This is a genomic window from Pseudarthrobacter sp., assembly GCF_036675385.1.
Classification (GTDB): Bacteria; Actinomycetota; Actinomycetes; order Actinomycetales; family Micrococcaceae; genus Arthrobacter.
Genome location: NZ_JAKFFD010000055.1, coordinates 1 through 24,621, shown reverse-complemented (window position 1 = coordinate 24,621; position 24,621 = coordinate 1). Strand labels below are relative to the sequence as shown.

Genomic DNA, 24,621 nt, shown 5'->3' with positions numbered 1-24,621 from the left:
CATTCCTTTCTACAATTTAAGTGGCGGCATAGGCGGCAATCAGCCGAACCAGCCGCACCACAAGGAGGACCGCAATGGGTTTGGGTGACAGGATCCACAACGCCGCGGAGAGGCTTCACGGCAAGGGAAAGAAAGCCGCCGGTGAGGTCAGCGGAAACGACCGCATGAGGGCAGAAGGCAAGGCCCGCGCAGTCCGGGCCGACCTCAAGCAAGCCGGCGAAAAGATCAGGCACGCCTTCAAGCGGCACTGAATACGATCAATCGAACGGGCGGCCCTGCCAGGAACCGCCCGTTCTTTATGCCCGGTCGGGAAGAGTTTGCTGTCGCCACCCCCTCCCAACCAACACACCCCTTGACTCGCGCGTCCACCTTCCCTAAACTTTTCATAAAGCAGAATCTAAATTCCACAAAGCGGAAACTCGAGAAGAGCCAAGCAAGCGGAAGATAGATCAAAGCCCCTCCTCGGAAGGACCTACGATGACGTACACAGTGAACTGCTCCATCCTCTTGACGGAGCTTCCCCTGCTCGAGCGCCCCGCAGCCGCAAAGGCTGCCGGGTTTGACGCCGTCGAGTTCTGGTGGCCCTTCGACACCTCCGTCCCCACGGACGCCCAGGTCACCGGGTTTGAGAACGCCATCAAGGATGCCGGCGTCCAGCTCACCGGCCTGAACTTCAACGCCGGCAACATGCCCGGCGGCGACCGCGGCCTGGTCTCATGGCCCGCGCGTTCCACCGAATTCCTGGACAACATCGACGTCGTCGCCGGCATCGGCGAGCGCCTCGGCTGCAAGGCCTTCAACGCCCTCTACGGCAACCGCGTCGACGGCGAATCGGCCGAGAAGCAGGACGCCATCGGCGCCGAAAACCTCGCCGCGGCAGCTGCCGGCGTCGCAGGCATCGGCGGCACAGTCCTGCTCGAACCCGTCAGCGGCGCCGCCAAGTACCCGCTCCTCACGGCAGCGGACGCCCTCAAGGTGATCGCCCGCGTCAAGGCGGAATCCGGCGCGGAGAACATCAAGCTCCTCGCGGACTTCTACCACCTGGCAGTCAATGGGGACGACGTCGAATCCGTCATCCAGAACCACGCCAAGGACTTCGGCCACATCCAGATTGCCGACAACCCCGGCCGCGGGGCTCCCGGAACCGGCGAGCTTCCCCTCGGCGAATGGATCGCCCGCAGCCGCGAACTCGGCTACGACGGCTACATCGGCCTCGAATACAAGGAACCGGCGGAAACCGCCTTCAGCTGGGCCATCCGCCAGCGCGCCAGCCGCTAGTCCCCACAAACTTTCAGTAAAGGAACCACAATGAGCAACGTTGCAGTCATCGGACTCGGAATCATGGGCCTCCCCATGGCCATCAACCTCGTCAAGGCCGGCCACACCGTCACCGGCTTTAACCGCAGCCAGGACAAGATCGACAAGCTCGTCTCCGAAGGCGGCCAGGGTGCCACGAGCATCGCGGACGCCGTCAAGGACGCCGACGTCGTCATCACCATGGTGCCGGACTCCCCCGACGTCGAGGGCGTAGTCAGCGGCAAGGACGGCGTCTTCGCCAACGCGAAGAAGGGCACCTTGTGGATCGACGCCAGCAGCATCCGCCCGGACGTCGCCAAGCGCCTCTCCGACGATGCCAAGGAAGCCGGCATCCGCCCCCTCGATGCCCCGGTCTCCGGCGGTGAACAGGGCGCCATCAACGCCGCACTCTCCATCATGGTGGGCGGCGAGGCAGCCGACTTCGAGGCAGCACAGCCCGTCCTCACCGCCGTCGGCAAGACCATCGTCCACGTGGGCCCCTCCGGCTCCGGCCAGACCGTCAAGGCAGCCAACCAGCTGATCGTGGCCGTCAACATCCAGGTCCTCGGCGAAGCGATCGCCTTCCTTGAGGCCTACGGCGTGGACACCGACGCCGCCCTCAAGGTCCTCGGCGGCGGCCTGGCCGGCTCCAAGGTCCTGGACCAGAAGGGCCAGAAGATGCTCGACCGCAACTTCGACCCCGGCTTCCGCCTTGCCCTCCACCACAAGGACCTCGGCATCGTCACCTCAGCAGCCCGCGAAGCCAACGTCGCCGTCCCCCTCGGCGCCGTCGTCGCACAGCTCGTCGCCGCAACCGTCAACCAGGGCGACGGCGGCCTCGACCACTCCGGCCTCTTCAAGCAGGTCCTGCAGCTCAGCGGCCGCAAGTAAGCACCTCCGGCAGTAGCCGGACAAGAAGCAAACCGGTGATCCGCCGTCGTACATCACGACGGCGGCTCCCCCACCACACCCAAATTCCGCCCCCAGCGGGCACCCCACAGACTTTTCAAGGAGTACACAATGACTAAGATGCGCACCGTTGACGCTGCCGTCGCGATCCTGGTTAAGGAAGGCGCCATTGAGGCGTTCGGCCTGCCAGGGGCGGCAATCAACCCGTTCTACTCGGCAATGCGGAAGAACGGCGGCGTCCGCCACACGCTGGCCCGCCACGTAGAAGGCGCCAGCCATATGGCGGACGGCTATTCCCGGGCCAAGGATGGCAACATCGGCATCTGCATCGGCACCTCGGGCCCTGCCGGCACGGACATGATCACCGGCCTGTACGCGGCCTGGGCGGATTCCATCCCCATGCTCTGCATCACCGGCCAGGCCCCCGTGGCCAAGCTGCACAAGGAAGACTTCCAGGCCGTGGACATCCAGACCATTGCCGCCCCGGTCACCAAGATGGCCATGACCATCATGGAGCCCGGCCAGGTTCCGGGCGCGTTCCAGAAGGCCTTCCAGCTGATGCGTTCCGGCCGTCCGGGCCCGGTCCTGCTGGACCTGCCGTTCGACGTGCAGATGGCCGAGATCGAATTCGACATCGACGCCTACGAGCCCATCGTTGTCCAGAAGCCCACGGCCAGCCGCAAGCAGCTGGAAAAGGCCCTGGACATGCTGACCGCAGCCGAGCGCCCGCTGATCGTGGCCGGTGGCGGCATCATCAACGCCGGCGCCTCCGCGCAGCTGGTGGAACTGGCCGAACTGCTGAACGTTCCGGTCATCCCCACCCTGATGGGCTGGGGCACCATCCCGGACGACCACGTGCTGATGGCCGGCATGGTGGGGCTGCAGACCAGCCACCGCTACGGCAACGAGACCATGCTGGCCTCCGACTTCGTGATCGGCATCGGCAACCGCTGGGCCAACCGCCACACCGGCGGCCTGGACACCTACACGGCCGGCCGCAAGTTCGTGCACATCGACATCGAGCCCACCCAGATCGGCCGCGTGTTCTCACCGGACCTGGGCATCGCGTCCGACGCCGGTGCGGCGCTGGACGGGCTGATTGAACTGGCACGCGAGCGCCAGGCGGCGAAGTCCCTGCCGGACTACGCCGGCTGGGTTGCCGAGTGCACCGCACGCAAGGGCTCCCTGCAGCGCAAGACGCACTTCGAGAATGTGCCGATCAAGCCGCAGCGTGTGTACGAGGAGATGAACAAGGCGTTCGGCAAGGACACCACGTACGTGTCCACCATCGGCCTGTCGCAGATCGCCGGCGCGCAGCTGCTGCACGTGTTCGGCCCGCGCCAGTGGATCAACGCCGGCCAGGCGGGCCCTCTGGGCTGGACCGCCCCGGCCGCCCTGGGCGTGGTCCGCGGCAAGCCGGACGAGACCGTGGTTGCCCTGTCCGGTGACTACGACTTCCAGTTCATGATCGAGGAGCTGGCCGTGGGCGCGCAGTTCAACCTGCCGTACATCCACGTGGTGGTGAACAACTCCTACCTGGGCCTGATCCGCCAGTCGCAGCGCGGCTTCGAGATGGAACAGAACGTGTCCCTGGCGTTCGAGAACATCAACTCCCCCGAGACCAACGGCTACGGCGTGGACCACGTCAAGGTGGCCGAGGGCCTGGGCTGCAAGGCCATCCGCGTGGAAGACCCCTCCGATCTGCCGGCGGCCTTCGACAAGGCCAAGGCGCTGATGGGCGAGTTCAAGGTTCCCGTGGTGGTTGAAGTGATCCTGGAGAAGATCACTAACATCTCCATGGGCGTGGAAATCAACGCCGTGAACGAGTTCGAGGAGCTGGCGGCCCGCGGCGCGGACGCCCCCACTTCGATCATCGCCCTGCTGGACTAAGTAAGAAACTGAGAGGAGGTACCGGAATGCGTGTGGTCATCGCCCCGGACAAGTTCAAGGGCTCGCTGTCCGCCCCCGACGTCGCCAGCCGCCTGAGCGCGGGACTGCAGTCAGCTGTGGCGGACCTTGAGACCACACTCATTCCGGTGGCCGACGGCGGCGAGGGAACCCTCGACGCCGCCGTCGGCTCCGGCTTCACCCGCCGGACCGCCACTGTCACCGGCCCCACGGGCCAGCCGGTCCGCGCCGACTTCGCGGTCCGCGGCCGGGAGGCCGTGATCGAAATGGCCGCAGCTTCCGGGCTCGCGCTGCTGCCCTCTGTCATCCACGGCGGAGGCCCGGACTCCGGTACGGCCACCACCGCCACCAGCCTGGGCACCGGAGAACTCATCCGTGCCGCCCTGGACCTGGGCTGCCGGCAGATCATCCTGGGCGTTGGCGGCAGCGCCAACACCGACGGCGGCGCCGGCGTCCTGCAGGGCCTCGGCGCGGTCTTCCTCGACAAAGAGGGCAACGAGCTCCCCGGCGGCGGGGCCGCCCTGGCCCGCCTGGTCCGGATCGATTTCTCCGGCCTGGACGTCCGGCTGGAGGACGCCCGCTTCACTCTGGCGTCCGACGTCGACAATCCCCTGCTGGGGTCCAGCGGCGCCGCCGCGATCTTCGGACCGCAGAAAGGCGCGACCCCGAGTGACGCCGTCGCCCTCGACGCCGCCCTGGCGAATTTCGTCTCGGTCCTCGCCGGCGAGATCGGCACCCGCGCCGAGAGGGCCGCCGTCGCACCCGGCGCAGGAGCGGCCGGCGGCGTCGGCTACATTGCCATCGCGGCGCTGGCCGCGGCACGCAGGCCGGGCATCGACGTCGTCCTCGAATTCACTGGACTGGAGCAGCGGCTGGCCGGCGCGGACCTCGTCATCACCGGCGAAGGCAGCCTGGACGAGCAGAGCCTGCTCGGCAAAACGCCCATGGGGGTGGCACGCGCCGCGGCACGTGCCGGAATCCCTGTGATTGCCGTCTGCGGCCGCAGTACGCTGAGCCCGGAACAACTCACCGAAGCCGGATTCAAAGCCGTTCACGCCCTGACCGATCTTGAGACCAATGTAGAAAAATGTATGGCCGAAGCAGGCCCGCTGCTTGAAGAATTGGGTAGGCACATCGGCGTGCACCTGCCTGCGAATGCAGCGCGTACCGACACCAAGGAGAACGTCCATGTCTGAAGAAACCACCCCGGCGGCCGGCTCGTTTGACCTCGTCATCCGCGGCCAGCGCATCCTCACCACCGCCGGCATCACCGCCCGCGAAGTCGGCATCCGCGGCGGCGTGATCGTCGCCATCGAACCTTTCGGCAACGGCCTCACCGGCACGCAGGTCATTGACCTGGCCGACGACGAAACCCTCATCCCCGGCCTCGTGGACACGCACGTCCACGTCAACGAGCCCGGCCGCACCGAGTGGGAGGGCTTCGCCTCCGCCACGCGTGCCGCCGCCGCCGGCGGTGTCACCACCATCATCGACATGCCGCTGAACTCCATCCCGCCCACCACCACGGTGGAAGGCCTCAAGCTCAAGCGCGAGGTTGCCGAGGACCAGGCGTTTGTGGACGTCGGATTCTGGGGCGGCGCCGTACCGGGCAACAAGAAGGACCTCCGCGGCCTGCATGACGAGGGCGTGTTCGGCTTCAAGTGCTTCCTGCTGCACTCCGGCGTGGACGAGTTCCCGCACCTCGAAGCGGACGAGATGGAGGAGGACATGGCCGAACTCAAGTCCTTCGACTCGCTTATGATCGTCCATGCCGAGGACTCCCACGCGATCGACCGCGCCCCGCACCCCGGCGGCGACCACTACGAAACGTTCCTGGCCTCCCGCCCCCGCGGCGCCGAGAACAAGGCCATCGCCGAGGTCATCGAGCGGGCCCGCTGGACCGGCGCCCGCGCCCACATCCTGCACCTCTCGTCCTCCGATGCGCTGCCCATGATCGCGAGCGCAAAGCGCGACGGCGTCCACCTCACCGTGGAGACGTGCCCGCACTACCTCACCCTGATGGCCGAGGAAATCCCCGACGGCGCCACGGCGTACAAGTGCTGCCCGCCGATCCGTGAGGCCTCCAACCGCGAGCTGCTCTGGAAGGGCCTGCAGGACGGCACCATTGACTGCATCGTCTCGGACCACTCCCCCTCCACCCTGGACCTGAAGGACCTGGAAAACGGCGACTTCGCCGTGGCCTGGGGCGGCGTCTCCTCACTGCAGCTGGGGCTGTCCCTGATCTGGACCGAGGCCCGGCACCGCGGCATTACCCTGGAACAGGTGGTTTCCTGGATGGCCGAGAAGCCCGCCGCCTTGGCCCGCCTGCACAACAAGGGCCAGCTGGCCCTCGGCTACGACGCGGACTTCTCCATCTTCGCGCCGGACGACGCCTTCGTCGTCGACGTCACCAAGCTCAAGCACAAGAACCCCATCACGCCCTACGACGGTAAGGCGCTCTCCGGCGTCGTCCGCAAAACGTTCCTTCGCGGCAACGAGATCGACGGCCGCACGCCCAGCGGCAAGCTGATCCGCCGCGGCGGCGTCTGAGGCGCAGCGCGATGGCCGTCAACGTCCATGCCCCGTACCCGGGGCGCGCCGCCTCCCGTGTTGGCGTTAGTCCGGGCGCCCGTCCCGGCCTCCAGCCAGGGCTTCAGCCGCGCGGCCTGGCGGTGTGGCTCCAGCCCTGTGAAGGCCAGGACATCGACCCGGCGGTCTGGGCCCAGGCAGCCCAAGCGGTCCTGGCGCGTGCCCGCCAGCTCGCTCCGGAAGCCGGATTCCACCTGTGGACCGCGGCAGGAACCGGGACGTCCGGCGTCGAAGGTTCAGACGGTCCCGAAGTTCCCGACGGCGGCGCTGATGTTTCAGAAACGGCGTCCGACGCCGGAAACGGCACCGCCGTCGTCGTCGCCCCGCCAGTCTCCCTGGCCGGGCGGCGGAGCATCGTGGCAGTGGATCTGGCCGCGGACACCGTCCTTCTGGATGGTGTCCCGGTCAGCTTCACCCACATGGAATTCAGCCTCCTGAGGTACCTTGTGGAAAACCAGTCGCGGACGATTCAACGTGAAGAACTGCAACGCGTCCTGGAATCCCTGGACTGCCCCGGCGCGGCATTCCGCTCCATCGACGTGTATGTTGGACGCGTCCGGCGCAAGCTGGGCTCGGCCCGCCACGCCATCGCCACGGTGCGCGGCGGCGGCTACCAGTTTGTGCCCGGACCGGGCAGCACTGTCCGCGGACCCGCGGAATACTGCATCTAGGCAGCCCGTTGCACCGATAGCTGATCGCCGGCCACGGCGGTTGCCCCACAAGTCGTTTGCCCCACGAATCAAGGATCGAAACATGACCCAGAAACTCCTCGCCGGAACCCAGGCCCCCGATTTTGCACTGCTCAACGCCGACGGCCAGAAGGTCTCCCTCTCCGATTACCGCGGACGCAACGTCATTGTGTACTTCTACCCGGAGGCCGCCACCCCCGGCTGCACCACCGAGGCCTGCGACTTCCGCGACAATCTCGCCAGCCTGCAGTCCTCCGGCTACGAGGTCCTGGGCATCTCCCCGGACGCGCCGGAGAAGCTGGCAGCCTTCACCGGCGACTTCGCCCTGACGTTCCCGCTGCTCTCCGACGAGGACCACGCCGTGGCGCTGGCCTACGGCGCCTGGGGCGAAAAGCTCGTGAACGGCGAAGTGGTTGACGGCCTGGTCCGTTCCACCGTGGTGCTTGACGCCGAAGGCAAGGTCACGCTCACCCAGTACCAGATCAAGGCCCAGGGCCACGTCGCAGCGCTCAAGGCAGAGCTCGGCGTCTAGGGACACCTGCGCGAACGGACACTTGCGGCCCTAGCCGAGCGGACGCACGACGGCGGGACCTCCCGCCGTCGTAGCTGCTTCTGCCGTCGTAGCTGCTTCTTGCGGATTATTTGTTGCGTCCGCGTGCAGCCACGCGCCAGCGGTCCACGATTTCGCCGCCGCTGACGACGGTGACGTCGTCGACGAGGTTCATGGCGATGCAGACGTGATTGGGGACCACGCGCAGCCGGTCTCCGAGAGCCGGCAGCGTTGCCTCTTCCGGCCATACGACGGTGGCGTGGTGTTCTGACAGTGCGGTGATTCGGGCGTCCGGGTGGTCCAGGAGCCGCCCGAAGCCGGTGGCCCAGCCGGGCCGGTCCCCGCCGAGGACTTTGCTGCCGGAGTCCAGAATGACCCTTCGCGGTATGACGTCGGTGCCTTCATGGCGGCTGACGACTGTGGCGGCAATGGTCAGTGCGATGTCTTCGGCTGCGCAGCGTTCCAGTTCCAGTTGCTGAGCATCCCCGAAGACGTACACGCCGGGCCGGACTTCTGTCGCTCCGGAGTTGCCCGTGAGGGTGGCGGTGGGCGTGGACCCGCCGCTGACGTGGGTGATGGGGAAACCTGCTGCGGTGAGCAGATCGGCGGCTTTGCCGAGGGCCAACCGTTCCTCGTCCGCAGCCTTCAGCGGCATGCCCGGGGCATAGCTGTGCCCTGGAAACGTGAAAATTCCCGTTACCCGCAGCCCTGCCCGCGCTGCGGCCTGGGCGACGTCGACAGCGGCGTCGGGTGCTATCCCGCTGCGGTGATGGCCGCTGTCGATCTCCAGCACCACCTCAATCTCACCGACGGCACCGCCAAGCGACGCAGCCATGGTTTCGGCTGCTTCCCGTGAGTCCAGACCAACTGCGATCCTGGCTTTTGCTGCCAGGCGCCGGAGGCGTTCAGCCTGTCGGGGACCGACCCAGAGTGGATACGCAATGAAGATGTCTTTGGCCCCGTGCTCTGCAAAGACTTCGGCCTCTCCGAGCGTGGCCACAGTCAGCCCGACGGCTCCGGCTGCCAGCTGCATTTCAGCGATTTCGGGCACTTTGTGCGTCTTGACATGCGGCCGGAGGTGCAGGCCCTTGGCCCGGACAGCCGTTGCCATGCGGTCGATATTTCGCTGGAGCACGTCCCGGTCGATGATGATCTCCGGTGTGTCGATTTCCGCTGGGATGGTCATCTTTACACTCTACGTGGAATAAGTCATCGCATACTCTATGTATACAACACTACCGTCGGTGGGGACTGAAGGAGATTCAATGCGCAAACCGGAGCTGGAGTTCCACGAACCGATCGTTGGCTGGCAGAAGACAAACGGCGACGCCGAACACGGAATCTGGGAGCAGATCCTCGCTGCGGACCCCCTTAGCGGAGATTCGACCCTGCTCCAACGCTATGAGCCCGGTGCCGACACCCTAGCCAGCGGCGTGATCGTCCACGACTACTGGGAGGAGGTCATGCTTCTCTCGGGCGAGCTCACCGATGTGACCCTCGGGAAGACCTTCACCCCCGGCATGTACGCGTGCCGCCCACCCGGCATGCGTCACGGCCCCTACGTCAGCGGCACTGGCTGCAGCATGCTCGTTGTTGTTCGGCCCTCCCCGTAACCCGGCGCGAACGGACACTTGGGGCCCCAAACAAGCGGACGCACGACGGCGGGACCTCCCGCCGTCGTCCGCTCTCGTTAATGCCCTAACTGCGTCCGCAACGGAACAGACAGCGGACCAAGTTCGGCCGAGTGGGGCGGGTTTGCCCCCGGCCGGGAGCACGTGATCGCCGCGCCGCCGTTGGCGTAGGCGGCGAGAGCATGCAGTTCATCGTGGGACAGGCTTTGGAGCCGTTGCCGGCCGCCGGCTCCGAGCGCCGCGAGCTGGTCCAGGCCGGAGATGAGTGCGGCCATGAAGGAGTCGCCGGCGCCCACGGTGTCTGCCAGGGTGGGGTTGAAACTGATCGTCGCCCGCTCACGGGCGGCCTCCAACAGTCCATACGTGGCTTGGTCACCCGGCCCCAGCACAGCCGCGATCGATCCCGTGTGGACGTGTTTGGAGTCCTGCACCGCTTCAAGTGCAGGAAGGGCCGCCCCGTTGATGTCCCAGCTGATGTCGAACACGTGGGTGGCGCCGCCGTCGGGACCCAGCGTGGCGATCGCCGTCGACGTCCGTGCGCTGCCGCCCCCAATTGCGGTGACGCCGTTCGCGCTCAGGTGCTCCTCGATCATGTGCCCATACGGATCATCGGCGTAATGCGTCACAAGGTTGGTCGCCAGCCCCAGCGGGGACTGCCTCCCGGATGGGCCTGGATTTCGCCAGGCCTGCGGGGGTCGCTGATGATGTCCACGAGCGACTCGCCGATGACGGTGATCATGGTCAACGGCCCGGGTACACGATGGCTTTGAGCTGGCCGGCCTGCTTGCCGGCTTTCAGGGCTTCCTCGGACTCGGCAAGCGTGAACTTTCCGGTCACGAGGATGTCCAGGTCCACCTTTCCGTCGGCGATCAGCTGGATGGCCAGCGGCCAGGTGTTGGTGTAGCGGAACACGCCGGAGAGCCAGATTTCCCGGTTCTGGATGAACGAGACGGGAAGCTCGACGTCGTCCGCCCCCAAACCGACAAGGATGACCCTGCCGGCCGGTCCGACGGCTTTGATTCCTGAACGGACCGCCTGCGGTGCGCCGGAAGCGTCAATGAACGCGTCGACGTCGAGCCCTTCCACACTGTCCGTCCTGGCGTTCAGCGCGTGCGTTGCGCCGTGTTCGAGCGCGAACGCGAGCCGGTCCTCGGCAATGTCAGTGATGTAGATTTCCGTGGCGCCGAACGCGCGTGCGGCCTGGGCGGCGATAATTCCGATCGGGCCGGCGCCGGCGATCAGGACCCGGCTGCCCGGCTTGATCTCTGCACGCTCACAGGCCCAGAGGCCCACGGAGAGCGGCTCGATGAGGGCCGCCGCCTCGTCGCTGACACCGTCCGGGATGTCGTAGGCGAAGTCGGACTGGATGGTGACGTACTCGGCGAAGGCGCCGTCGATCGGCGGGGTGGCGTAGAACTCGATGTCCGGGCACAGGTTGTAGCGTCCGGCCTTGCACTGCTTGCAGGTGCGGCAGGGGCGCTGGGGTTCGACGGCGACGCGGTTGCCGATGCGGGCCGGGTCAACGGCGCTTCCGACGGCGGCGATCCGGCCGGAGAGTTCGTGGCCCAGGATCAACGGGTGGTCCACCACGTAGTCGCCGATCCGGCCGTGCTCGTAGTAGTGGACGTCGCTGCCGCAGACGCCGACGGCGGCCACCTGCACCAGGACCTGGTCTGCGTCGAGCTGCGGAAGGGGCAGGGTTTCCATCACCATGTCACCCTGACGCTTCAGGACGGAGGCGCGCATCGTTGCCGGCAGGTCAGCGGGGGCCAGGGTGGTGGACTGGGCGGTGGGTGTTGTCATCGGAGTGGTCCTTTCGGGAATTCGGAAGTGGAGGGCCGGGTGCCTGAACCCGTTATTTCACGGCGCCGAGGGACAGGCCCTGGACGAGCTTGTCCTGGGCGGCGAACCCGGCGAACAGCACCGGGAGGGAGATCACGACGGCGGCCGCGCAGACCTTCGCCAGGAAGAGGCCCTGGCCTGAAACGAAGCCGGTCAGGAAGACGGGCGCCGTTCCCGCCACCACGCCGGTGAGGACCCGGGCCAGGAGCAGTTCGTTCCAGCTGAAGATGAAGCAGATCAGGGCGGTCGCGGCGATGCCGGGCATCGCGACGGGTGCCACCACCTTGCGAAGCGTGAGGAGCAGCCCGGCGCCGTCGATCTGGGCGGCTTCGAGCATTTCGACCGGAACTTCAGCGAGGAATGACCGCATCATCCAGACCGCGATCGGGAGGTTCATGGACGTGTACATCAGGATCAGGAACCAGATGTTGTCCAGGGCCCCGACCGTCCTGGCGAAGAGGTAGAGCGGCAGGATCGCGGCCACCACCGGCATCATTTTCGTGGAGAGGAAGAAGAACATCACGTCGGTCCACTTCTTCACCGGCCGGATGGACAGGGCATAGGCCGCGGGGATGGCCAGGACCAGCACGAGGACTGTGGACAGGATGGAGGCTGTGGCGGAGTTGATCAGCGCCGGCCAAGGGCTGACGCCGGACGTTTCTCCGAAGAACTCCCGGTACGCGTCCAGGGTGAGGTTCGCAGCTATGGATGGCGGGTTCGTGGCGGCGTCCGTTTCTGAGTGGAAGGACGTGAGGATCATCCACATCACAGGGGCGGCGAAGAGCAGGGCGAGCAGCCAGGCCGCCAGGCCCGCGGCGGTGTTGTTGCGGGTGGGGTCCATGCGCGACTTGCCTCGCCGGAGTGGTCCGGTGGCGCGTGCGGCGGGTGATGTGAAACGGGCCTGGCCCGACTCGCGGGGTGCGGCAGGAGTGAGTGTGCTCATCGTGCTGCCTCCTTCTTGAAGAGCGAAAAGACGGTGCGGAGGGCAAAAGTGGCCACGATGATGGTGCCAATGACCACTACGACGCCGGCGGCGGAAGCCAGGCCGTATTCGTTGGCGAAGTAGAACGTCTGGTAGATGGCGTACGGCAGGTTGGCGGTGCCCAGCCCGCCTGCGGTAAGGGTGAAGACTGCGTCGAAGTTCTGCACGATGTAGATCGCGCCGAGCAGACCGCCCAGCTCCAGATATTGGCGCAGGTGCGGCAGGGTGAGGTGCCGGAAGATCGCCCACGGTGTGGCGCCGTCCATCTGGGCCGCCTCCACAGTGTCCATGGGACGTGACTGCAGGCCCGCGAGCAGGATGAGCATCATAAAGGGCGTCCACTGCCAGACCAGGGACACGATGACGGCCATCATCGGGGCCTGGGACAGCAGGTCCAGCTGGGGCGCTGTGGTGCTGCCGAAGAGGGACCAGAGCCAGGTCAGGATGCCGTTGATCAGCCCGTAGGTGGGGTTGAGCAAGGCGTGCTTCCAGATGAGGGCCGCGGCGACGGGCACCACCAGGAACGGTGCGATCAGCAGCGTCCGTGCCAGTCCGCGGCCGATGAACTTCTTGTCCAGCAGCAGGGCCAGGCCCAGCCCGACGACCAGGCTGGCCAGGACCACCGAGACGGTGAGGAGGATGGTGGTGAAGATGGCCTGGCGCAGGTCCGGATCGGTGAGGACCGTGACGTAGTTTTCCACGCCGGCGAAGGCCGTCTTGTCAGGGCTCAGGCTGTTCCAGTTCAGGAACGAGATGATCAGCGTCACCACGAACGGAAGCTGGGTGACAAGAATGAGGAAGATCAGGGCCGGAAGCAGCGGTGCACGCCGGGCCCAGGCCAGGGCGCGTTCCCGCGACCGGGTGTCTCTTTGAGGTTTGGCTGCGTGGTGTCCCGGGCGGGAGATGCGCGCCGTTGCGGTAGTCATGAGGTTCTCCTGCTGTTCGGTCATTGCTACTTGTACTTATTGCCGACTTTTTGGGCGGCTTCCTGGCCCTTGGCCAGTGCGTCGGCCACAGTGCCCTGGCCCGCGATGGCGGAGCTGACGCCCTGGGAGACGTTGGTGCCCAAGGCAGCGAACTCCGGGATACCGAAGAACTGAATGCCGACGGCGGGACGTTCCTGCGTGCCAGGGTTCTTCGGGTCGGCGTTCTCAATGGCGAAGCGTTCGGCCTCGAAGAACGGCGCCGCCTTTTGGAATTCTTTGTTCTCGTAGGTGGAGATGCGCTTGCCGGAGGGAACCTTTGCCCAGCCGAGCTTGGACGCCACGAGTGCTTCGTAGTCCTTCGAGCTGGCCCAGGCGATGAACTTCCCCGCCGCGTCCTGCTTCTTTGAGGCCGCCTGCACAGCCCATGACCAGGTCCAGAGCCAGCCGGAGGATTTGGTTTCCTTGACCGGGGCCTGGGCGTAGCCGATCTTCCCCTTCACGGGTGACGTATCGGCTTCCAGGGCGCCTGCGGCCGACGTGGCGTCGTACCACATGGCCACTTTGCTCTGGCTCATGTTGTTCAGGCACTCGGTGAAGCCCGCCTGCGCGGCTCCTGCCTCACCGTGTTCGCGGACCAGCTTGGTGTAGAACTCCACCGCTGCCGTGAACTCCGGACTGTTGACCTGTGCATTCCAATCCTTGTCGAACCAGGTGCCGCCGTACGTGTTCACCACGGTGGTCAGCGGTGCGAAGACCTGGCCCCAGCCCGGCTGGCCGCGCAGGCAGATGCCCTTCATCCCCGGGGCTGCGCCGTCGGCCTGCGCCGCAATTGCCGCAACCTCGTCCCAGGTGGGTTTCTCCGGCATGGTCAGGCCCTTGGACTCCAGGATGTCTTTCCGGTACATCAGGAAGGAGGACTCGCCGTAGAACGGTTCGCCGTAGAGCTTGCCGTCCGCCCCGGTGAGGGACGCCGTGTAGGCAGGCAGGATGTCGTCCTGGTCAAAGCCGGCGTCGTCGGCTACGTTGTCCAGCGGTGCGAGCCAGCCATTGGCGGAGTAGAACGGGATCTCGTAGTTGGACAGCGAGGCTACATCGTACTGGCCGGCCTGGCTGGAGAACTCCTGGCTGATCTTGGCGCGGACGTCGTTCTCCGGCAGGATCGTGTAGTTGACCTTGATGCCGGTTTCCTTGGTGAAATTATCGGCGGTGAGCCGCTGCAGGTCCTCCATCTGGGGGTTGTTCACCATCAGGACATTGATGCTGTTCGGGTCTCCGGCAGAATTGCCTCCGCCGGCACCGGCACAGGCCGAGGCACTAAGGGCCACGCACAGGGCGCCGGCGGCAATCGCGGCAGCGCGCATTTTTGGGCGCATTGAGGACTCCTTTGTTCTTCAGGGGGTACACAACCAGCTCGCGTCGACTGCGGTATCGACGTACTCGGCTGGGGCGGTCCGGTCATCGGGATTTCGATGTGCCGGGCTGGTATTCCTCAACTTTAGGCGTGTGGGGTAGGGCACAACTAGCGCCCTGGATGCCAGTTTCTGATACTAATTTTCCCTACCGGCTTTCCGTGCGCAGGAGCTACTGTGGAAAGGCGCCTACGGCGCTGTCCACATTTCATGAACCCGGATCCCTGGAGAACCACTATGAGCGCTGCAGATCCCAGCGACGGGGCATCGGCCAGGCTCGCCGAAAGACTACTGGGTATGCGTGCCAGCCGCGAGGTCGTACCGCCGGATCCGAACCACTCTGTCCGGTGGCATGAGCATGACTATCCCACCGCGGCGGCCCGCTGGAACTACCATCCCGAGTACGAGATCCACCTGATCAGGAAGGGCACTGGCAAGTTCATCGTCGGGGACCATATCGGCACATTCGAGGCAGGGCACGTGTCCTTGGTGGGATCAGGACTGCCCCACGACTGGGTCAGCGACCTCGAGCCCGGCGAGGTCATTGAAGGCAGGGACGCCCTGATCCAGTTCGATGGAAAGTGGGTGGAGCAGACCGCGGCGTTGGTTCCCGAGCTGGCCGAGATCGAGCCCCTGCTGGAACAGTCCGCCCGCGGGATCGAGTTCCTCGGACGCACGGCACGGGATGCGGCCGCCTCCATCGAAGCGATGGGCACGTCCACCGGGTTAGGACGGCTGCATCACCTGGTGGAACTGTTCGCCATTCTTGCGAATTCACCGCTGCAGGACCGGCGCTACCTGGCTGACGAATGGTTCAGGCCGCAGCTGGACGGACAGGCCGCGGCCGTGGTGGACATCGTCCTGGAGTATGTGTTCGGCAATCACGCCGGCAGCGTCAAGATGTCCGAGGCGGCGGCCCTGGTGGGAATGTCCGAACCAACCTTCTCGAAATACTTCAAGCGCGCCACCGGCCAGAACTTCAGCGATCTGGTCCGCAAACTCCGGTTGGCCCATGCACGGCGGCTGCTGGAGCGCAGCGACAAACCCATCTCGGACATTTGCTACGAAGTCGGGTTTTCGAACCTGTCCAACTTCAACCGGCATTTCCTCAACGACGCCGGCGAGACACCCCGGAGCTACCGCCAGCGGATGCAGGGCTGAGCACTTCCGACGTGTCCAAAGCCATCGGCGAGCTAGAGTGGAAGCCAACTTTTGAGGAGGCCGCATGGAGAAAGAACCAACGTCGCCGCAGGCCAAAGATCCCGGGCCCTTCTACCACGGCACCAAAGCCGAACTGAAGCCCGGGGACTTGCTGAAACCCGGCTATGCCTCGAATTTCGGGGAGCGAAAGACGGCGAACTACATCTACCTGACCGCGACGTTGGATGCGGCCACCTGGGGAGCGGAACTCGGGGTGGGCGAGGGACCAGGCCGGATCTACCGGGTGGAACCCACAGGCCCCTTCGAGGATGATCCTCATCTGACGGACAAGAGGTTCCCGGGCAACCCGACGAGGTCATACCGCACCCAAGAGCCCCTGCGGGTAGTTGACGAGATCCTGGATTGGCAGCCCCATTCCCCCGAGGTGCTTCAGAACATGCGGGACCACCTTGAAGAACTCAAACGGCTGGGCATCGAGGCAATCAACTGAACTCCAGCCCTGCGCAGGCGCAGAGGGCTCCGGCCGGGCAGACCCGCCGGATCGGCGAGGGACTGGCAGTGCGGGGCGAGGGGGTCCAGGATGCCGGACCGGACATCAAATCCTGGCTACAGCGCACCGGGCTGCTCAAGAGCTAGCCCACCGCAGACGCCTCCGCCCAGCTTGCTCCAACGCGGTAGCCAAGGAAATCTATAGCTCCTGAATCCGCGCACCGCCGCGGAGCGGACGACGGCGGGACCTCCCGCCGTCGTCCGCTCTCTGTTTCAGAGGGGTGCTTTGGCAGCGATGAACTGCCGGATCCACTGGATCGTTTCCGGGCGGTCCAGGTGGAGGCCGTGGCCGGCGCCGGGGACCTTGACCAGCGTGGAGCGGCGGATGTGCCGGTGCAGCTGGAGGGCGTTTGGCATGGGCGTCAGAGCGTCATCGGTGCCGTGGAGGATGAGGGTGGGAGATTCGATGGAGCCGAGCTGGCTCCATGCGTCGTGGTCCCGGCTGGCGCGGAAGTGGCGTGCTTTGGCCCAGGCCGTGGCCCGCGAATTGAAGAAGGTGTGTGTTGCCTCCGGGCGGTCCGCAGCCCATTCCGGTGCGAAGAAGAGGGGCTCGAGGCGCACCATGTCGCCGCTGACCAGAGCTTCCATGGCGTCCTTGGTGGGCTCGGCTCCGGCCAGTTTGCCCCCGCTGGTCGCGGCAAGGATCAGCGTGCAAACACTCTGCGGATGGTCGATGGCCAGCCATTGGGCCACCCGCCCGCCCATGGAGTGGCCGTACACGTGTGCCGACTCGACGTTCGCCGCTTTGAGGACTGCAACAGCGTCGGCGGCAAGGAGCCTCGTGGTGTAGCGGCCGGCGTCGCCATTGCTGCTCCCGCCGATCCCCCGGTGGTCGAAGCGGATAACGCGGAAATGCTCAGCGAGGGCCTTGGCTGTTGGTCCCCAGCCGTCCATGGCCGTTGCCTGGCCGGCAATCAGGAGGAAGGGCTCGCCCTGCCCTTCTTCGGCCCACGCCAGTTCGGCGCCGTCGGGAGCCAGGGCAATGTTCACCGTGGCACTCTATCTTTACGCGCGGCCAGGGCGCTGTGGCTCAGGGAACGGCGGGCATGGACGGGCCAACCCGGAACGCCGTCCGGAGGGCCCTTTAATTTGCCACTACCCAGATGGATTCTGCTGCGGAGGGGCCCAGGTCAACGTCGCGGTCGCCGACCCGGATCGTGGTCACGTCCGCGTACGGGCGGTGTGCCAAGACTTGGAGCCGGGTGTCCGGTCCCAGCCCGAGCTGGGTGAAGTACCGGAGCATGTCCGGGTCTGCGTCCGAGATTCTGGTGATGGTGACCGTCCGTTCCGGTTCCACGGATGTCAGGGGATCCCCTTGCGGGGGGTGCGGTAGCCCATTCCCCGAGGGGATGGGGTCTCCGTGGGGATCCCTCGTGGGGTGGCCGAGCTTCTCGTCGATGCGCTGGATCATGGTGTCGGAAACGGCGTGCTCAAGGATCTCGGCCTCGTCGTGCACCTCATCCCAGCCGTATCCCAAAATCTGTACGAGGAATGTTTCCAGGAGGCGGTGCCTGCGCACCATTTCGACGGCGTGTGCCCGGCCGGCGGGCGTCAGCTCGATGCTGCCATAGGGGGCATGGGTGACCAGGCCCTGCTTTGCCAGCCGACGGATGCCGTCCGAAACGGTTGACGGTTTGACCGCCATCCGCTCGGCCATGGCGCCAACAGTGATGGGAGCCTCTGCCCATTCCGTTGAGGACCAGATCATCTTCAGGTAGTCCTGCGCGGAAGCTGTCAGCTCGGAGACGGTCATATCCCCATATTACCAGCCGAACATGAATGTTAGACTGGCCTAACAAAAGTGTTTGATCAATGGAGATAAAATGGACGGCGCGCCGAAAACCGAAGGAAAGACGATGCCGACGCGGCGTGCCATGCTCGCAGGAGCGGCGGCTTTCGCCGCGGCGCCTGCGCTGGTCGGATGGGTGCCGTTGGACTCCAAGGATCCCGGGCACCATGCCGGGCACGGCACGGTCTCAGGTCAGGCGGCGAAGACCACCACGGACGGTTCCTCTGCGGCAGGCGCTGGTTCGTCCCGCACGGACTCCGGCCACCTGGCGAACCATGCCGGTCACGCAGGCTTCGCCGGCGGGTCCGTCCCGCCGGAGCGCGCCGGGATCGACCCAACCGCGATCCTGCACGATTTTGACCGGGGGAAAACCAGCACTCTTCCGGACGGCCGCACCCTCCGGGAATGGGACATCGTCGCGGTGGACAAAGATTTCGAGATCGCCCCGGGCGTGACGTTCCCGGGCTGGAGCTACAACGGCCGGATCCCCGGTCCGACCCTCTGGGCGCAGGAAGGCGACGCCCTCAGGATCCACTTCACCAACGCTGGCGCGCACCCCCACACCATCCACTTCCACGGGATCCACCGGGCAGAGATGGACGGCACCCCGGGGATCGGCGCCGGGTCCATCGCCCCGGGCCAAAGCTTCACCTACGAATTCGATGCCACCCCGTTCGGCACCCACCTCTATCACTGCCACCAGTCACCGCTGGCCCCGCACATCGCCAAGGGCCTCTACGGCGGCTTCATCATCGAGCCCAAGGAAGGCCGGCCGAAAGCCGACAACGAGATGGTCATGGTGATGAACGGCTACAACACCGACGGCGGCGACGACAACGAGTTCTACTCCGTCAACGGGCTGCCCTTCCACTTCATGGACTTCCCTGTCCAGGTCAAGCAGCACGAGCTGGTCCGGATCCACCTGATCAACGTCCTGGAATATGACCCCGTCAATTCATTCCACATCCACGGAAACTTCTTCCACTACTACCCCACCGGCACCATGCTGACTCCCAGTGAATACACCGACACCATCTCCCAGGTACAGGGCCAGCGGGGCATTGTGGAGATCCGCTTCCCGTACCCGGGCAAGTACATGTTCCACGCCCACAAGACCGAGTTCGCTGAACTGGGCTGGATGGGCTTCTTCGAGGTGAGCCCATCATGAGCCTTGACGAAAAGTCGGCTGACGCCCTGGCCGCAGCACCCCACAGGCGGCCGCCGGTCCCGCGGTGGCTGCTCGGCATTGGGCCGCTGGTCCTGATCGCCATGCTGCTGGGGCTGTTCACCCTGCTCAACGCACCCGGTCTCAACAAACTCTCCGAGGGTGTTCCGCCGAAGGAGGAGGTCGCCGTCGAAGACGTCCGCCTGACGGCCGGACAGATCGCCATCACCGTCCGGAACGAGGGACCGGATCCGGTGTCCATCGCGCAGGTCAATGTCTCGGACTACTACGCCGTGTTCACGCAGACCCGGGAAACCATGGCGCCGCTGGAGTCCACCACCCTCACCATCATCTACAACTGGGTGGAAGGTGACCCCTACGACGTGGCGCTGGTGACCTCGAACGGCGGCAAGATCCCGGCGGTTATTGACGCGGCCGCCCTGAGTCCGGAGCGCGGCAGCTCCTTCTTCGGACTCATGTTGCTCATGGGGATCTATGTTGGCGTGATACCCGTGGCCCTGGGAATGCTGTGGATGCCGTTCGTGCGCCGTTCGTCCGCGTCCTGGGTCCGCGTCCTCTTGGGAGTCACCGTCGGGCTACTGTCCTTCCTGGCCATCGACGCGACCCTCGAAGCCGTGGGACTCGTGGCCGGCAGCGGCGCGTTCGGCGGCCCCATGGTCGTCTTCCTCGGCGCCGTGACCGCCTACCTCATCCTCGAGGGAACGGATGCGTGGATGCGCCGGCACCAGAACTCGACTACCGCCCGCCAACCTTCAGCCCTGCCGCCCCAGCGTCTGGCGCCCCAGCGCCTGGCACTGCTGATCGCCATCGGCATCGGCCTGCACAACTTCGGCGAAGGCCTCGCTATCGGATCCGCGTACGCGGTGGGCTCGCTCGCCCTGGGCGCGTCCCTGATCGTCGGCTTCGCCATCCACAACACCACCGAGGGCCTGGCGATCGTTACCCCGCTCGCCAAGCAGCCCCCTGGCCTGGGCCGCCTGGCAATCCTGGGACTCATCGCAGGAGCGCCCGCGGCCGCCGGCGCCCTCCTCGGAGCGACCGTGTACCAGCCGGCCCTTGCGGCCTTCCTGCTTGGCATCGGAGCCGGGGCCGTCGCCCAGGTGGCCGTCAAACTCCTGCCAATGCTCAAGGACCCCGCGGGCAAGACCTTCACCCCGCTCACCGGCGCAGGCGTCGTCCTGGGAATGGGCCTGATGTTCGCCACCGGCCTGCTCGTCCAGGCTTAGCCCAGAACAGGCCTGGGCCAGGCGCGTACGACGGCGGTACCTCCCGCCGTCGTACTCTGACGTTTCGCTGGGTTCCCCCGATTTTTTCGGCGTGCCTATTGCCCCGGGGCCACCGCCTCAGGCACACTGGCTACAGATCCGCAGGAACAAATGCTTCCGCCGATCCAGCCCGCCGGACAATTCGGCCGGCCACCGCCCCATCAGAGATGCCGGGCAACCCCTCTGGAACCACCGCTTTCCGCCTCCCCGGGTACGCCCGGCCCCGGAAGCCTGTGCCTCCCCAGAGTCCCGGGATCCCGCCGAGAAAGAGACCACCATGATCAAGCGCCACTCTGACCTTGTCCTGGCAATCACAGCCCATGATCCTGACACGGTCGAAAACGACCTCAACACCGCCGTGGAAATGGCCCGCGAACACGCCATGAGGGAAAGCCGCCACGGCATCCTGGTCACCCAGCACAGCTACACCGACTACACGGTCGCCGTCAGCCGCGATGTCCCCTACGGGCAGACACACGAAAGGCGCGATCTCCCCGCATAGCAGTAAGGCGAGCGGACGACGGCGGGGACATCCCGCCGTCGTCCGTTTGCGTTTGGAGCCGTTCCCCACTGCGCGAACGGACATTTAAGCCCCCGCGCGGCGGAGTAGTTTTGTGGCATGACTGAAACCTATCGGTACGGCGTGGAGGTCCTGCATCTCCTGGTGTCGCCGGTGCACGCCTACTTCGGCCGGGCCCGCGAGGGTGCCGCGGATGTCCCCACGACGGATGCCGGGCGGGTGGAGTTCGTGGCGGGCAAGGGCATCGTTGGGGATCGGTTTTTCGGCAAGGCCGCGCATATGGACGCCGCAGTCACGCTGTTCTCGATCGAGTCACTCGAGGCCATCGCTGCGGAGCTGGGGACCGCACAGCTGGACCCGCTCCTGACCCGGCGCAACGTTGTGCTCCGAGGCGCCCACCTGGCTCCGCTCCTGGGGCACGACTTTGCCCTGGAATCCCAAGGAGACCTGGTGCGCCTCACGGCCGGGCGGCCCGCCCACCCCTGCGTCTGGATGGATGAGATGCTCGCCCCGGGCGCCCACAAAGCGATGCGCGGGCGGGGTGGCGTGCGTTGCCGGGTGTTGTCCGACGGCGTCCTGCACCGCGGCCCGGCGGTGCTGGTCAGCCCGGTGCCGTTGGAGCCCGAACGGGCCGGCGAGGCCACGCTGTTGCGTGCGTCGCGGCTGCCCTAGTCAGACGTGCTGATCCACCAGCACCGGGTTGCCGTCCGGATCCACGACAATAAAGCTCCCCGGACCGGTGGTCGCCTCATCGGCCTCGGACACGAACTCCGTGCCCGCGGCTTTGAGTTCCCGCTGGAGGTCGCGCACATCGGTGAAGGAGTCCAGCGCTTCCGCGTTCTGGCTCCAGCCCGGGTTGAACGTCAGCATGTTCTTCTCAAACATCCCCTGGAAGAGGCCAATAACGGTCTCGCCGTTCTTGAGGATCAGCCAGTTCTGGGTGATGTCGCCACCGAACCTGCTGAAGCCCAGTTTCTCGTAGAACGCAGCTGACGCCGCAATGTCCTTGACGGTGAGGCTGATCGAAAAAGCGCCGAGCTGCATGGGTAACTCCACTCTCAAAGGGACAGGTGTTCCGATGATACCCACAGGCGCAAACGGACGACGGCGGGAGGTCCCGCCGTCGTCCGCTCCCGGTCATCCCCGCTCGAGTCGGGCACCCCTGGCGGTCCAGTCCCGCTGGTGCAGCCGTTCGATGCCGTCGAGGAGGAGGTCCAGGGCGAACTCGAATTCAAACTGGTCGTCGCAGCCGCTGCCGACTACCGAGCCGTCATCGTGGCTGGCAGCAGTCGCCACTTGCAGGACGTTCGGGTAGCTGGCGGACATTTCCTGGTACATGGCGGCCTGGACTTCCGGTGCCACCGGCGCGGGAGCGTCGCCATCGGAAGTGGCCGTGGAGTCGAACAGTTCCTGCGTGAAACCCCACATCCGGCTTCCGATGGCATGCATCACGTGGTGCGTGAGGTCTACGGAAAAGCCCCCGGCGAAGAACATGCCGATGAACGAGTCCATGTAGCCCAGGACGGCGGGGGTCGGGTTGGTGCGGGTTTCCAGGACGCGCCTGGCCCACTTGTGGCGCTGGAGGACCCGCCTTGCAGACAGCACCCGCAGCCGCACGGCGCTCTTCCAGTCAGCACCGGCAACGGGAGGGTCAATCTCGCCGATGACCACGTCCACCATGCCGTCGAGGAGCTCCTCCTTGTTGGCCACGTGTTTATACAGCGCCATGGGCACCACGTCGAGCTCCTGGGCGAGGCGGCGCATGCTCAGCGGGCCGATCCCCACCTCATCAGCGAGGGAGACGGCCGCCTGCAGCACACGACCCCGGTTCAACCGCGGCCGGCGTTCCACGGCAATCTGCTGAGTCACTGTTCCCTGCTTCCGACGCTGCAAACATCTTCCATTGACAAGTGTACTAAGTACACCTAATGTCAGTCCCATCAGATAGGTGTACGTCGTACACCTCATGGAATATCGAGGAGCCAAACCATGAACCCAAGCCAGCCGGCGGCCGCTACAGCCGCGGGAGCCCGGACCATGAAAGCCGCGACCTACCGCCGGTTCGGCGGGCCGGACGTGGTCCGCGTCGAGGAGATCGCACAGCCCGCTCCGCGCGCCGGAGAGGTGCTCATCAAAGTCATGGCCAGCACGGTCAGCGTCGCCGACCACCGCGTCCGCAGCCGCAATGTCCCCAAGGGACTTGTGGCACTCACGGCCCTGACCCTCGGCCTCTTCCGCCCGCGGACCCGGGTCCTCGGCATGGACGCGGCCGGCGTGGTCGAGTCCGTCGGCCAGGGCGTGACCACCTTCCGGCCCGGCGACGAGGTTATTGCGATGCTCGGCGCCCGGTTTGGCGGGCATGCCGAGTACGTGTCGGTCCCGGCGGACGGGCCGATCGCCGCCAAGCCGCGGAACATGAACTTCGAGGAGGCAGTCACGCTGCTCTTCGGCGGACTCACGGCGAAAACGTTCCTGAGCCTGGCGGCCGTCAAGACCGGCGACACTGTTCTTATCAACGGCGCCTCCGGAGCCGTGGGAACGGCCGCCATCCAGCTGGCCAAGCACCTCGGCGCCCACGTCACCGCCGTGAGCAGCGGGGCGAACAGGGAACTGGTGGAATCACTCGGCGCGGACAGCTTCATCGACTACACCGCAGCGGATTTCACCGCAGACGGCACAACGTACGACGTCGTGATGGACTGTGTGGGGAACGCTCCGTTCGCGAGGGCGCAAGGGAGCATCGCCCCGGGAGGTGCCTTGCTCCTGGTCATCGCCGACCTCAAGGGCATGCTCGGCGCGCGAGGACAGAGCCGGCGAAGCGGCAAGCTGGTCACTTTCGGCGGCCTCAAGCTCACGTACACCGCCGACGACGTCGCCTACCTTGTGAACCTCGCGGAGGAGGGCAAGTACCAGGCAGTCATCGACCGGACCTACAACCTGGCCGACGTCGTCGAGGCCCACCGCTTCGTGGACACCGGACGCAAGCGGGGCAACGTGGTCCTGCGGGTCCCCTAAGCAGCGTGCCCCCTGATCACTTCTCCTCGGGGGACCCTTCTAGGGGTCCTTCGCCCTCGCTGTCCACCGGCCCGGTTCCTTCGGGTTGAGCCTCCGCATGGTGATGCGCATCGTCTTTCTGGCGAGCCTCCTGGAGGTGGTGCTCCAATTTCTCCTCCGCCTCCCGGCGGCGTTGACCTACGGTCCGCATTTGCTGCGTTGTCGGAGCGGCATGGGCGTGCTGGTGCGGGCCGTGATCCTGCACGCCGTCAGCGATCTTCTCACTCATACTGAAATCGTCCCACCGTGAGCCGGCGTCGGGAAGGCGCAAGTTCGGGTGTAACGGACGACGGCGGGACGTCCCGCCGTCGTCCGCTTGCCTCTGGCGCGCAGCGGGTTGTCGGGCTCCGGGGTTGAGATCACCGG

The 24,621-nt window shown here is 66.0% G+C and carries 28 protein-coding genes; 17 read left to right on the top strand and 11 right to left on the bottom strand.

What is annotated here, in order from left to right:
• Positions 1 to 74: 74 nt before the first annotated feature.
• The 8 genes from V6M49_RS04955 to bcp all read left to right on the top strand — a co-directional run bounded on the left by V6M49_RS04955 (position 75) and on the right by bcp (position 7,923).
• Positions 75 to 251 (top strand): CsbD family protein, encoded by a 177-nt coding sequence (locus V6M49_RS04955; RefSeq protein ID WP_056340807.1) that lies wholly within the window; start codon positions 75 to 77, stop codon positions 249 to 251.
• A gap of 226 nt (positions 252 to 477) precedes the next feature.
• Positions 478 to 1,278 carry a hydroxypyruvate isomerase family protein gene (locus tag V6M49_RS04950; RefSeq protein ID WP_332760349.1) on the top strand — a complete coding sequence of 267 codons (801 nt, stop codon included), beginning with the start codon at positions 478 to 480 and terminating at the stop codon, positions 1,276 to 1,278.
• 30 nt (positions 1,279 to 1,308) lie between these two features.
• Entirely contained in the window at positions 1,309 to 2,187 is an 879-nt protein-coding gene (locus V6M49_RS04945; RefSeq protein WP_332760348.1) for a 2-hydroxy-3-oxopropionate reductase, read from the top strand.
• Between the two features lie 129 nt (positions 2,188 to 2,316).
• Positions 2,317 to 4,095, top strand: a complete 1,779-nt coding sequence (gcl, locus tag V6M49_RS04940) for a glyoxylate carboligase (protein ID WP_332760346.1) — start codon at positions 2,317 to 2,319, stop codon at positions 4,093 to 4,095.
• Positions 4,096 to 4,121: 26 nt separating this feature from the next.
• On the top strand, positions 4,122 to 5,309 hold the full coding sequence (locus V6M49_RS04935; RefSeq protein ID WP_332760344.1) for a glycerate kinase: 1,188 nt from the start codon (positions 4,122 to 4,124) through the stop codon (positions 5,307 to 5,309).
• Positions 5,302 to 6,663: an allantoinase AllB gene (gene allB, locus V6M49_RS04930; protein WP_104063485.1), complete on the top strand. Its 1,362-nt coding sequence runs from the start codon at positions 5,302 to 5,304 to the stop codon at positions 6,661 to 6,663. Before V6M49_RS04935 ends, allB begins: the two co-directional genes overlap by 8 nt.
• An 11-nt stretch (positions 6,664 to 6,674) precedes the next feature.
• Positions 6,675 to 7,373 carry a winged helix-turn-helix domain-containing protein gene (locus tag V6M49_RS04925; protein ID WP_332760341.1) on the top strand — a complete coding sequence of 233 codons (699 nt, stop codon included), beginning with the start codon at positions 6,675 to 6,677 and terminating at the stop codon, positions 7,371 to 7,373.
• A gap of 82 nt (positions 7,374 to 7,455) precedes the next feature.
• A complete protein-coding gene (gene bcp, locus V6M49_RS04920) occupies positions 7,456 to 7,923 on the top strand; it encodes a thioredoxin-dependent thiol peroxidase (protein ID WP_141141703.1) in 468 nt (155 codons plus the stop codon).
• Between the two features lie 106 nt (positions 7,924 to 8,029).
• On the opposite strand, the gene V6M49_RS04915 is transcribed toward bcp, so the two are convergent.
• Positions 8,030 to 9,127: a D-TA family PLP-dependent enzyme gene (locus V6M49_RS04915; protein WP_332760340.1), complete on the bottom strand. Its 1,098-nt coding sequence runs from the start codon at positions 9,125 to 9,127 to the stop codon at positions 8,030 to 8,032.
• A gap of 79 nt (positions 9,128 to 9,206) precedes the next feature.
• Between V6M49_RS04915 and V6M49_RS04910 the strand changes: the two genes are divergently transcribed.
• Positions 9,207 to 9,554, top strand: coding sequence for a cupin domain-containing protein (locus V6M49_RS04910; RefSeq protein ID WP_332760338.1), 348 nt, complete (start codon positions 9,207 to 9,209; stop codon positions 9,552 to 9,554).
• Between the two features lie 77 nt (positions 9,555 to 9,631).
• Here V6M49_RS04910 and V6M49_RS04905 read toward each other — a convergent pair whose 3' ends face one another.
• From V6M49_RS04905 to V6M49_RS04880, 6 genes are read right to left on the bottom strand one after another with little or no spacing between them, the layout of a single operon-like run.
• Positions 9,632 to 10,198: a PfkB family carbohydrate kinase gene (locus tag V6M49_RS04905; protein ID WP_332760336.1), complete on the bottom strand. Its 567-nt coding sequence runs from the start codon at positions 10,196 to 10,198 to the stop codon at positions 9,632 to 9,634.
• Positions 10,195 to 10,317: a hypothetical protein gene (locus V6M49_RS04900; RefSeq protein ID WP_332760334.1), complete on the bottom strand. Its 123-nt coding sequence runs from the start codon at positions 10,315 to 10,317 to the stop codon at positions 10,195 to 10,197. Before V6M49_RS04900 ends, V6M49_RS04905 begins: the two co-directional genes overlap by 4 nt.
• On the bottom strand, positions 10,314 to 11,375 hold the full coding sequence (locus V6M49_RS04895) for an NAD(P)-dependent alcohol dehydrogenase (RefSeq protein ID WP_332760333.1): 1,062 nt from the start codon (positions 11,373 to 11,375) through the stop codon (positions 10,314 to 10,316). Before V6M49_RS04895 ends, V6M49_RS04900 begins: the two co-directional genes overlap by 4 nt.
• A gap of 52 nt (positions 11,376 to 11,427) precedes the next feature.
• A complete protein-coding gene (locus V6M49_RS04890; protein ID WP_332760331.1) occupies positions 11,428 to 12,357 on the bottom strand; it encodes a carbohydrate ABC transporter permease in 930 nt (309 codons plus the stop codon).
• A complete protein-coding gene (locus V6M49_RS04885; RefSeq protein ID WP_141141709.1) occupies positions 12,354 to 13,322 on the bottom strand; it encodes a carbohydrate ABC transporter permease in 969 nt (322 codons plus the stop codon). Before V6M49_RS04885 ends, V6M49_RS04890 begins: the two co-directional genes overlap by 4 nt.
• A gap of 26 nt (positions 13,323 to 13,348) precedes the next feature.
• Positions 13,349 to 14,695 carry an ABC transporter substrate-binding protein gene (locus V6M49_RS04880; protein WP_332760330.1) on the bottom strand — a complete coding sequence of 449 codons (1,347 nt, stop codon included), beginning with the start codon at positions 14,693 to 14,695 and terminating at the stop codon, positions 13,349 to 13,351.
• Between the two features lie 273 nt (positions 14,696 to 14,968).
• Between V6M49_RS04880 and V6M49_RS04875 the strand changes: the two genes are divergently transcribed.
• On the top strand, positions 14,969 to 15,892 hold the full coding sequence (locus tag V6M49_RS04875; protein ID WP_332760328.1) for an AraC family transcriptional regulator: 924 nt from the start codon (positions 14,969 to 14,971) through the stop codon (positions 15,890 to 15,892).
• A gap of 64 nt (positions 15,893 to 15,956) precedes the next feature.
• On the top strand, positions 15,957 to 16,382 hold the full coding sequence (gene arr / locus V6M49_RS04870) for an NAD(+)--rifampin ADP-ribosyltransferase (RefSeq protein WP_141141712.1): 426 nt from the start codon (positions 15,957 to 15,959) through the stop codon (positions 16,380 to 16,382).
• 272 nt (positions 16,383 to 16,654) lie between these two features.
• Here arr and V6M49_RS04865 read toward each other — a convergent pair whose 3' ends face one another.
• Both V6M49_RS04865 and V6M49_RS04860 read right to left on the bottom strand, forming a co-directional pair.
• Positions 16,655 to 17,431: an alpha/beta fold hydrolase gene (locus tag V6M49_RS04865; protein WP_332760326.1), complete on the bottom strand. Its 777-nt coding sequence runs from the start codon at positions 17,429 to 17,431 to the stop codon at positions 16,655 to 16,657.
• A 94-nt stretch (positions 17,432 to 17,525) separates the two neighbouring features.
• Positions 17,526 to 18,194, bottom strand: a complete 669-nt coding sequence (locus V6M49_RS04860; RefSeq protein ID WP_332760325.1) for a metal-dependent transcriptional regulator — start codon at positions 18,192 to 18,194, stop codon at positions 17,526 to 17,528.
• 103 nt (positions 18,195 to 18,297) lie between these two features.
• On the opposite strand from V6M49_RS04860, the gene V6M49_RS04855 reads away from it, so the two are divergent.
• From V6M49_RS04855 to V6M49_RS04840, 4 genes are all read left to right on the top strand, one after another.
• Positions 18,298 to 19,398, top strand: a complete 1,101-nt coding sequence (locus tag V6M49_RS04855; protein ID WP_332760324.1) for a multicopper oxidase domain-containing protein — start codon at positions 18,298 to 18,300, stop codon at positions 19,396 to 19,398.
• Positions 19,395 to 20,642, top strand: coding sequence for a ZIP family metal transporter (locus V6M49_RS04850; RefSeq protein ID WP_332760322.1), 1,248 nt, complete (start codon positions 19,395 to 19,397; stop codon positions 20,640 to 20,642). The genes V6M49_RS04855 and V6M49_RS04850 overlap by 4 nt, the downstream gene beginning before the upstream one ends.
• 316 nt (positions 20,643 to 20,958) lie before the next feature.
• Positions 20,959 to 21,183 (top strand): hypothetical protein, encoded by a 225-nt coding sequence (locus V6M49_RS04845; RefSeq protein ID WP_141141716.1) that lies wholly within the window; start codon positions 20,959 to 20,961, stop codon positions 21,181 to 21,183.
• Between the two features lie 117 nt (positions 21,184 to 21,300).
• Positions 21,301 to 21,873 (top strand): MOSC domain-containing protein, encoded by a 573-nt coding sequence (locus V6M49_RS04840; protein ID WP_141141717.1) that lies wholly within the window; start codon positions 21,301 to 21,303, stop codon positions 21,871 to 21,873.
• On the opposite strand, the gene V6M49_RS04835 is transcribed toward V6M49_RS04840, so the two are convergent.
• Positions 21,874 to 22,245, bottom strand: a complete 372-nt coding sequence (locus tag V6M49_RS04835; protein WP_332760320.1) for a VOC family protein — start codon at positions 22,243 to 22,245, stop codon at positions 21,874 to 21,876. It lies immediately after the preceding gene.
• 93 nt (positions 22,246 to 22,338) lie between these two features.
• A complete protein-coding gene (locus tag V6M49_RS04830) occupies positions 22,339 to 23,070 on the bottom strand; it encodes a TetR/AcrR family transcriptional regulator (protein ID WP_332760318.1) in 732 nt (243 codons plus the stop codon).
• A 120-nt stretch (positions 23,071 to 23,190) separates the two neighbouring features.
• On the opposite strand from V6M49_RS04830, the gene V6M49_RS04825 reads away from it, so the two are divergent.
• Together V6M49_RS04825 and V6M49_RS04820 are read left to right on the top strand one after the other, a co-directional pair.
• On the top strand, positions 23,191 to 24,216 hold the full coding sequence (locus tag V6M49_RS04825) for an NAD(P)-dependent alcohol dehydrogenase (RefSeq protein ID WP_332760316.1): 1,026 nt from the start codon (positions 23,191 to 23,193) through the stop codon (positions 24,214 to 24,216).
• Between the two features lie 97 nt (positions 24,217 to 24,313).
• A complete protein-coding gene (locus V6M49_RS04820; protein WP_210412338.1) occupies positions 24,314 to 24,505 on the top strand; it encodes a hypothetical protein in 192 nt (63 codons plus the stop codon).
• Positions 24,506 to 24,621 lie beyond the last annotated feature (116 nt).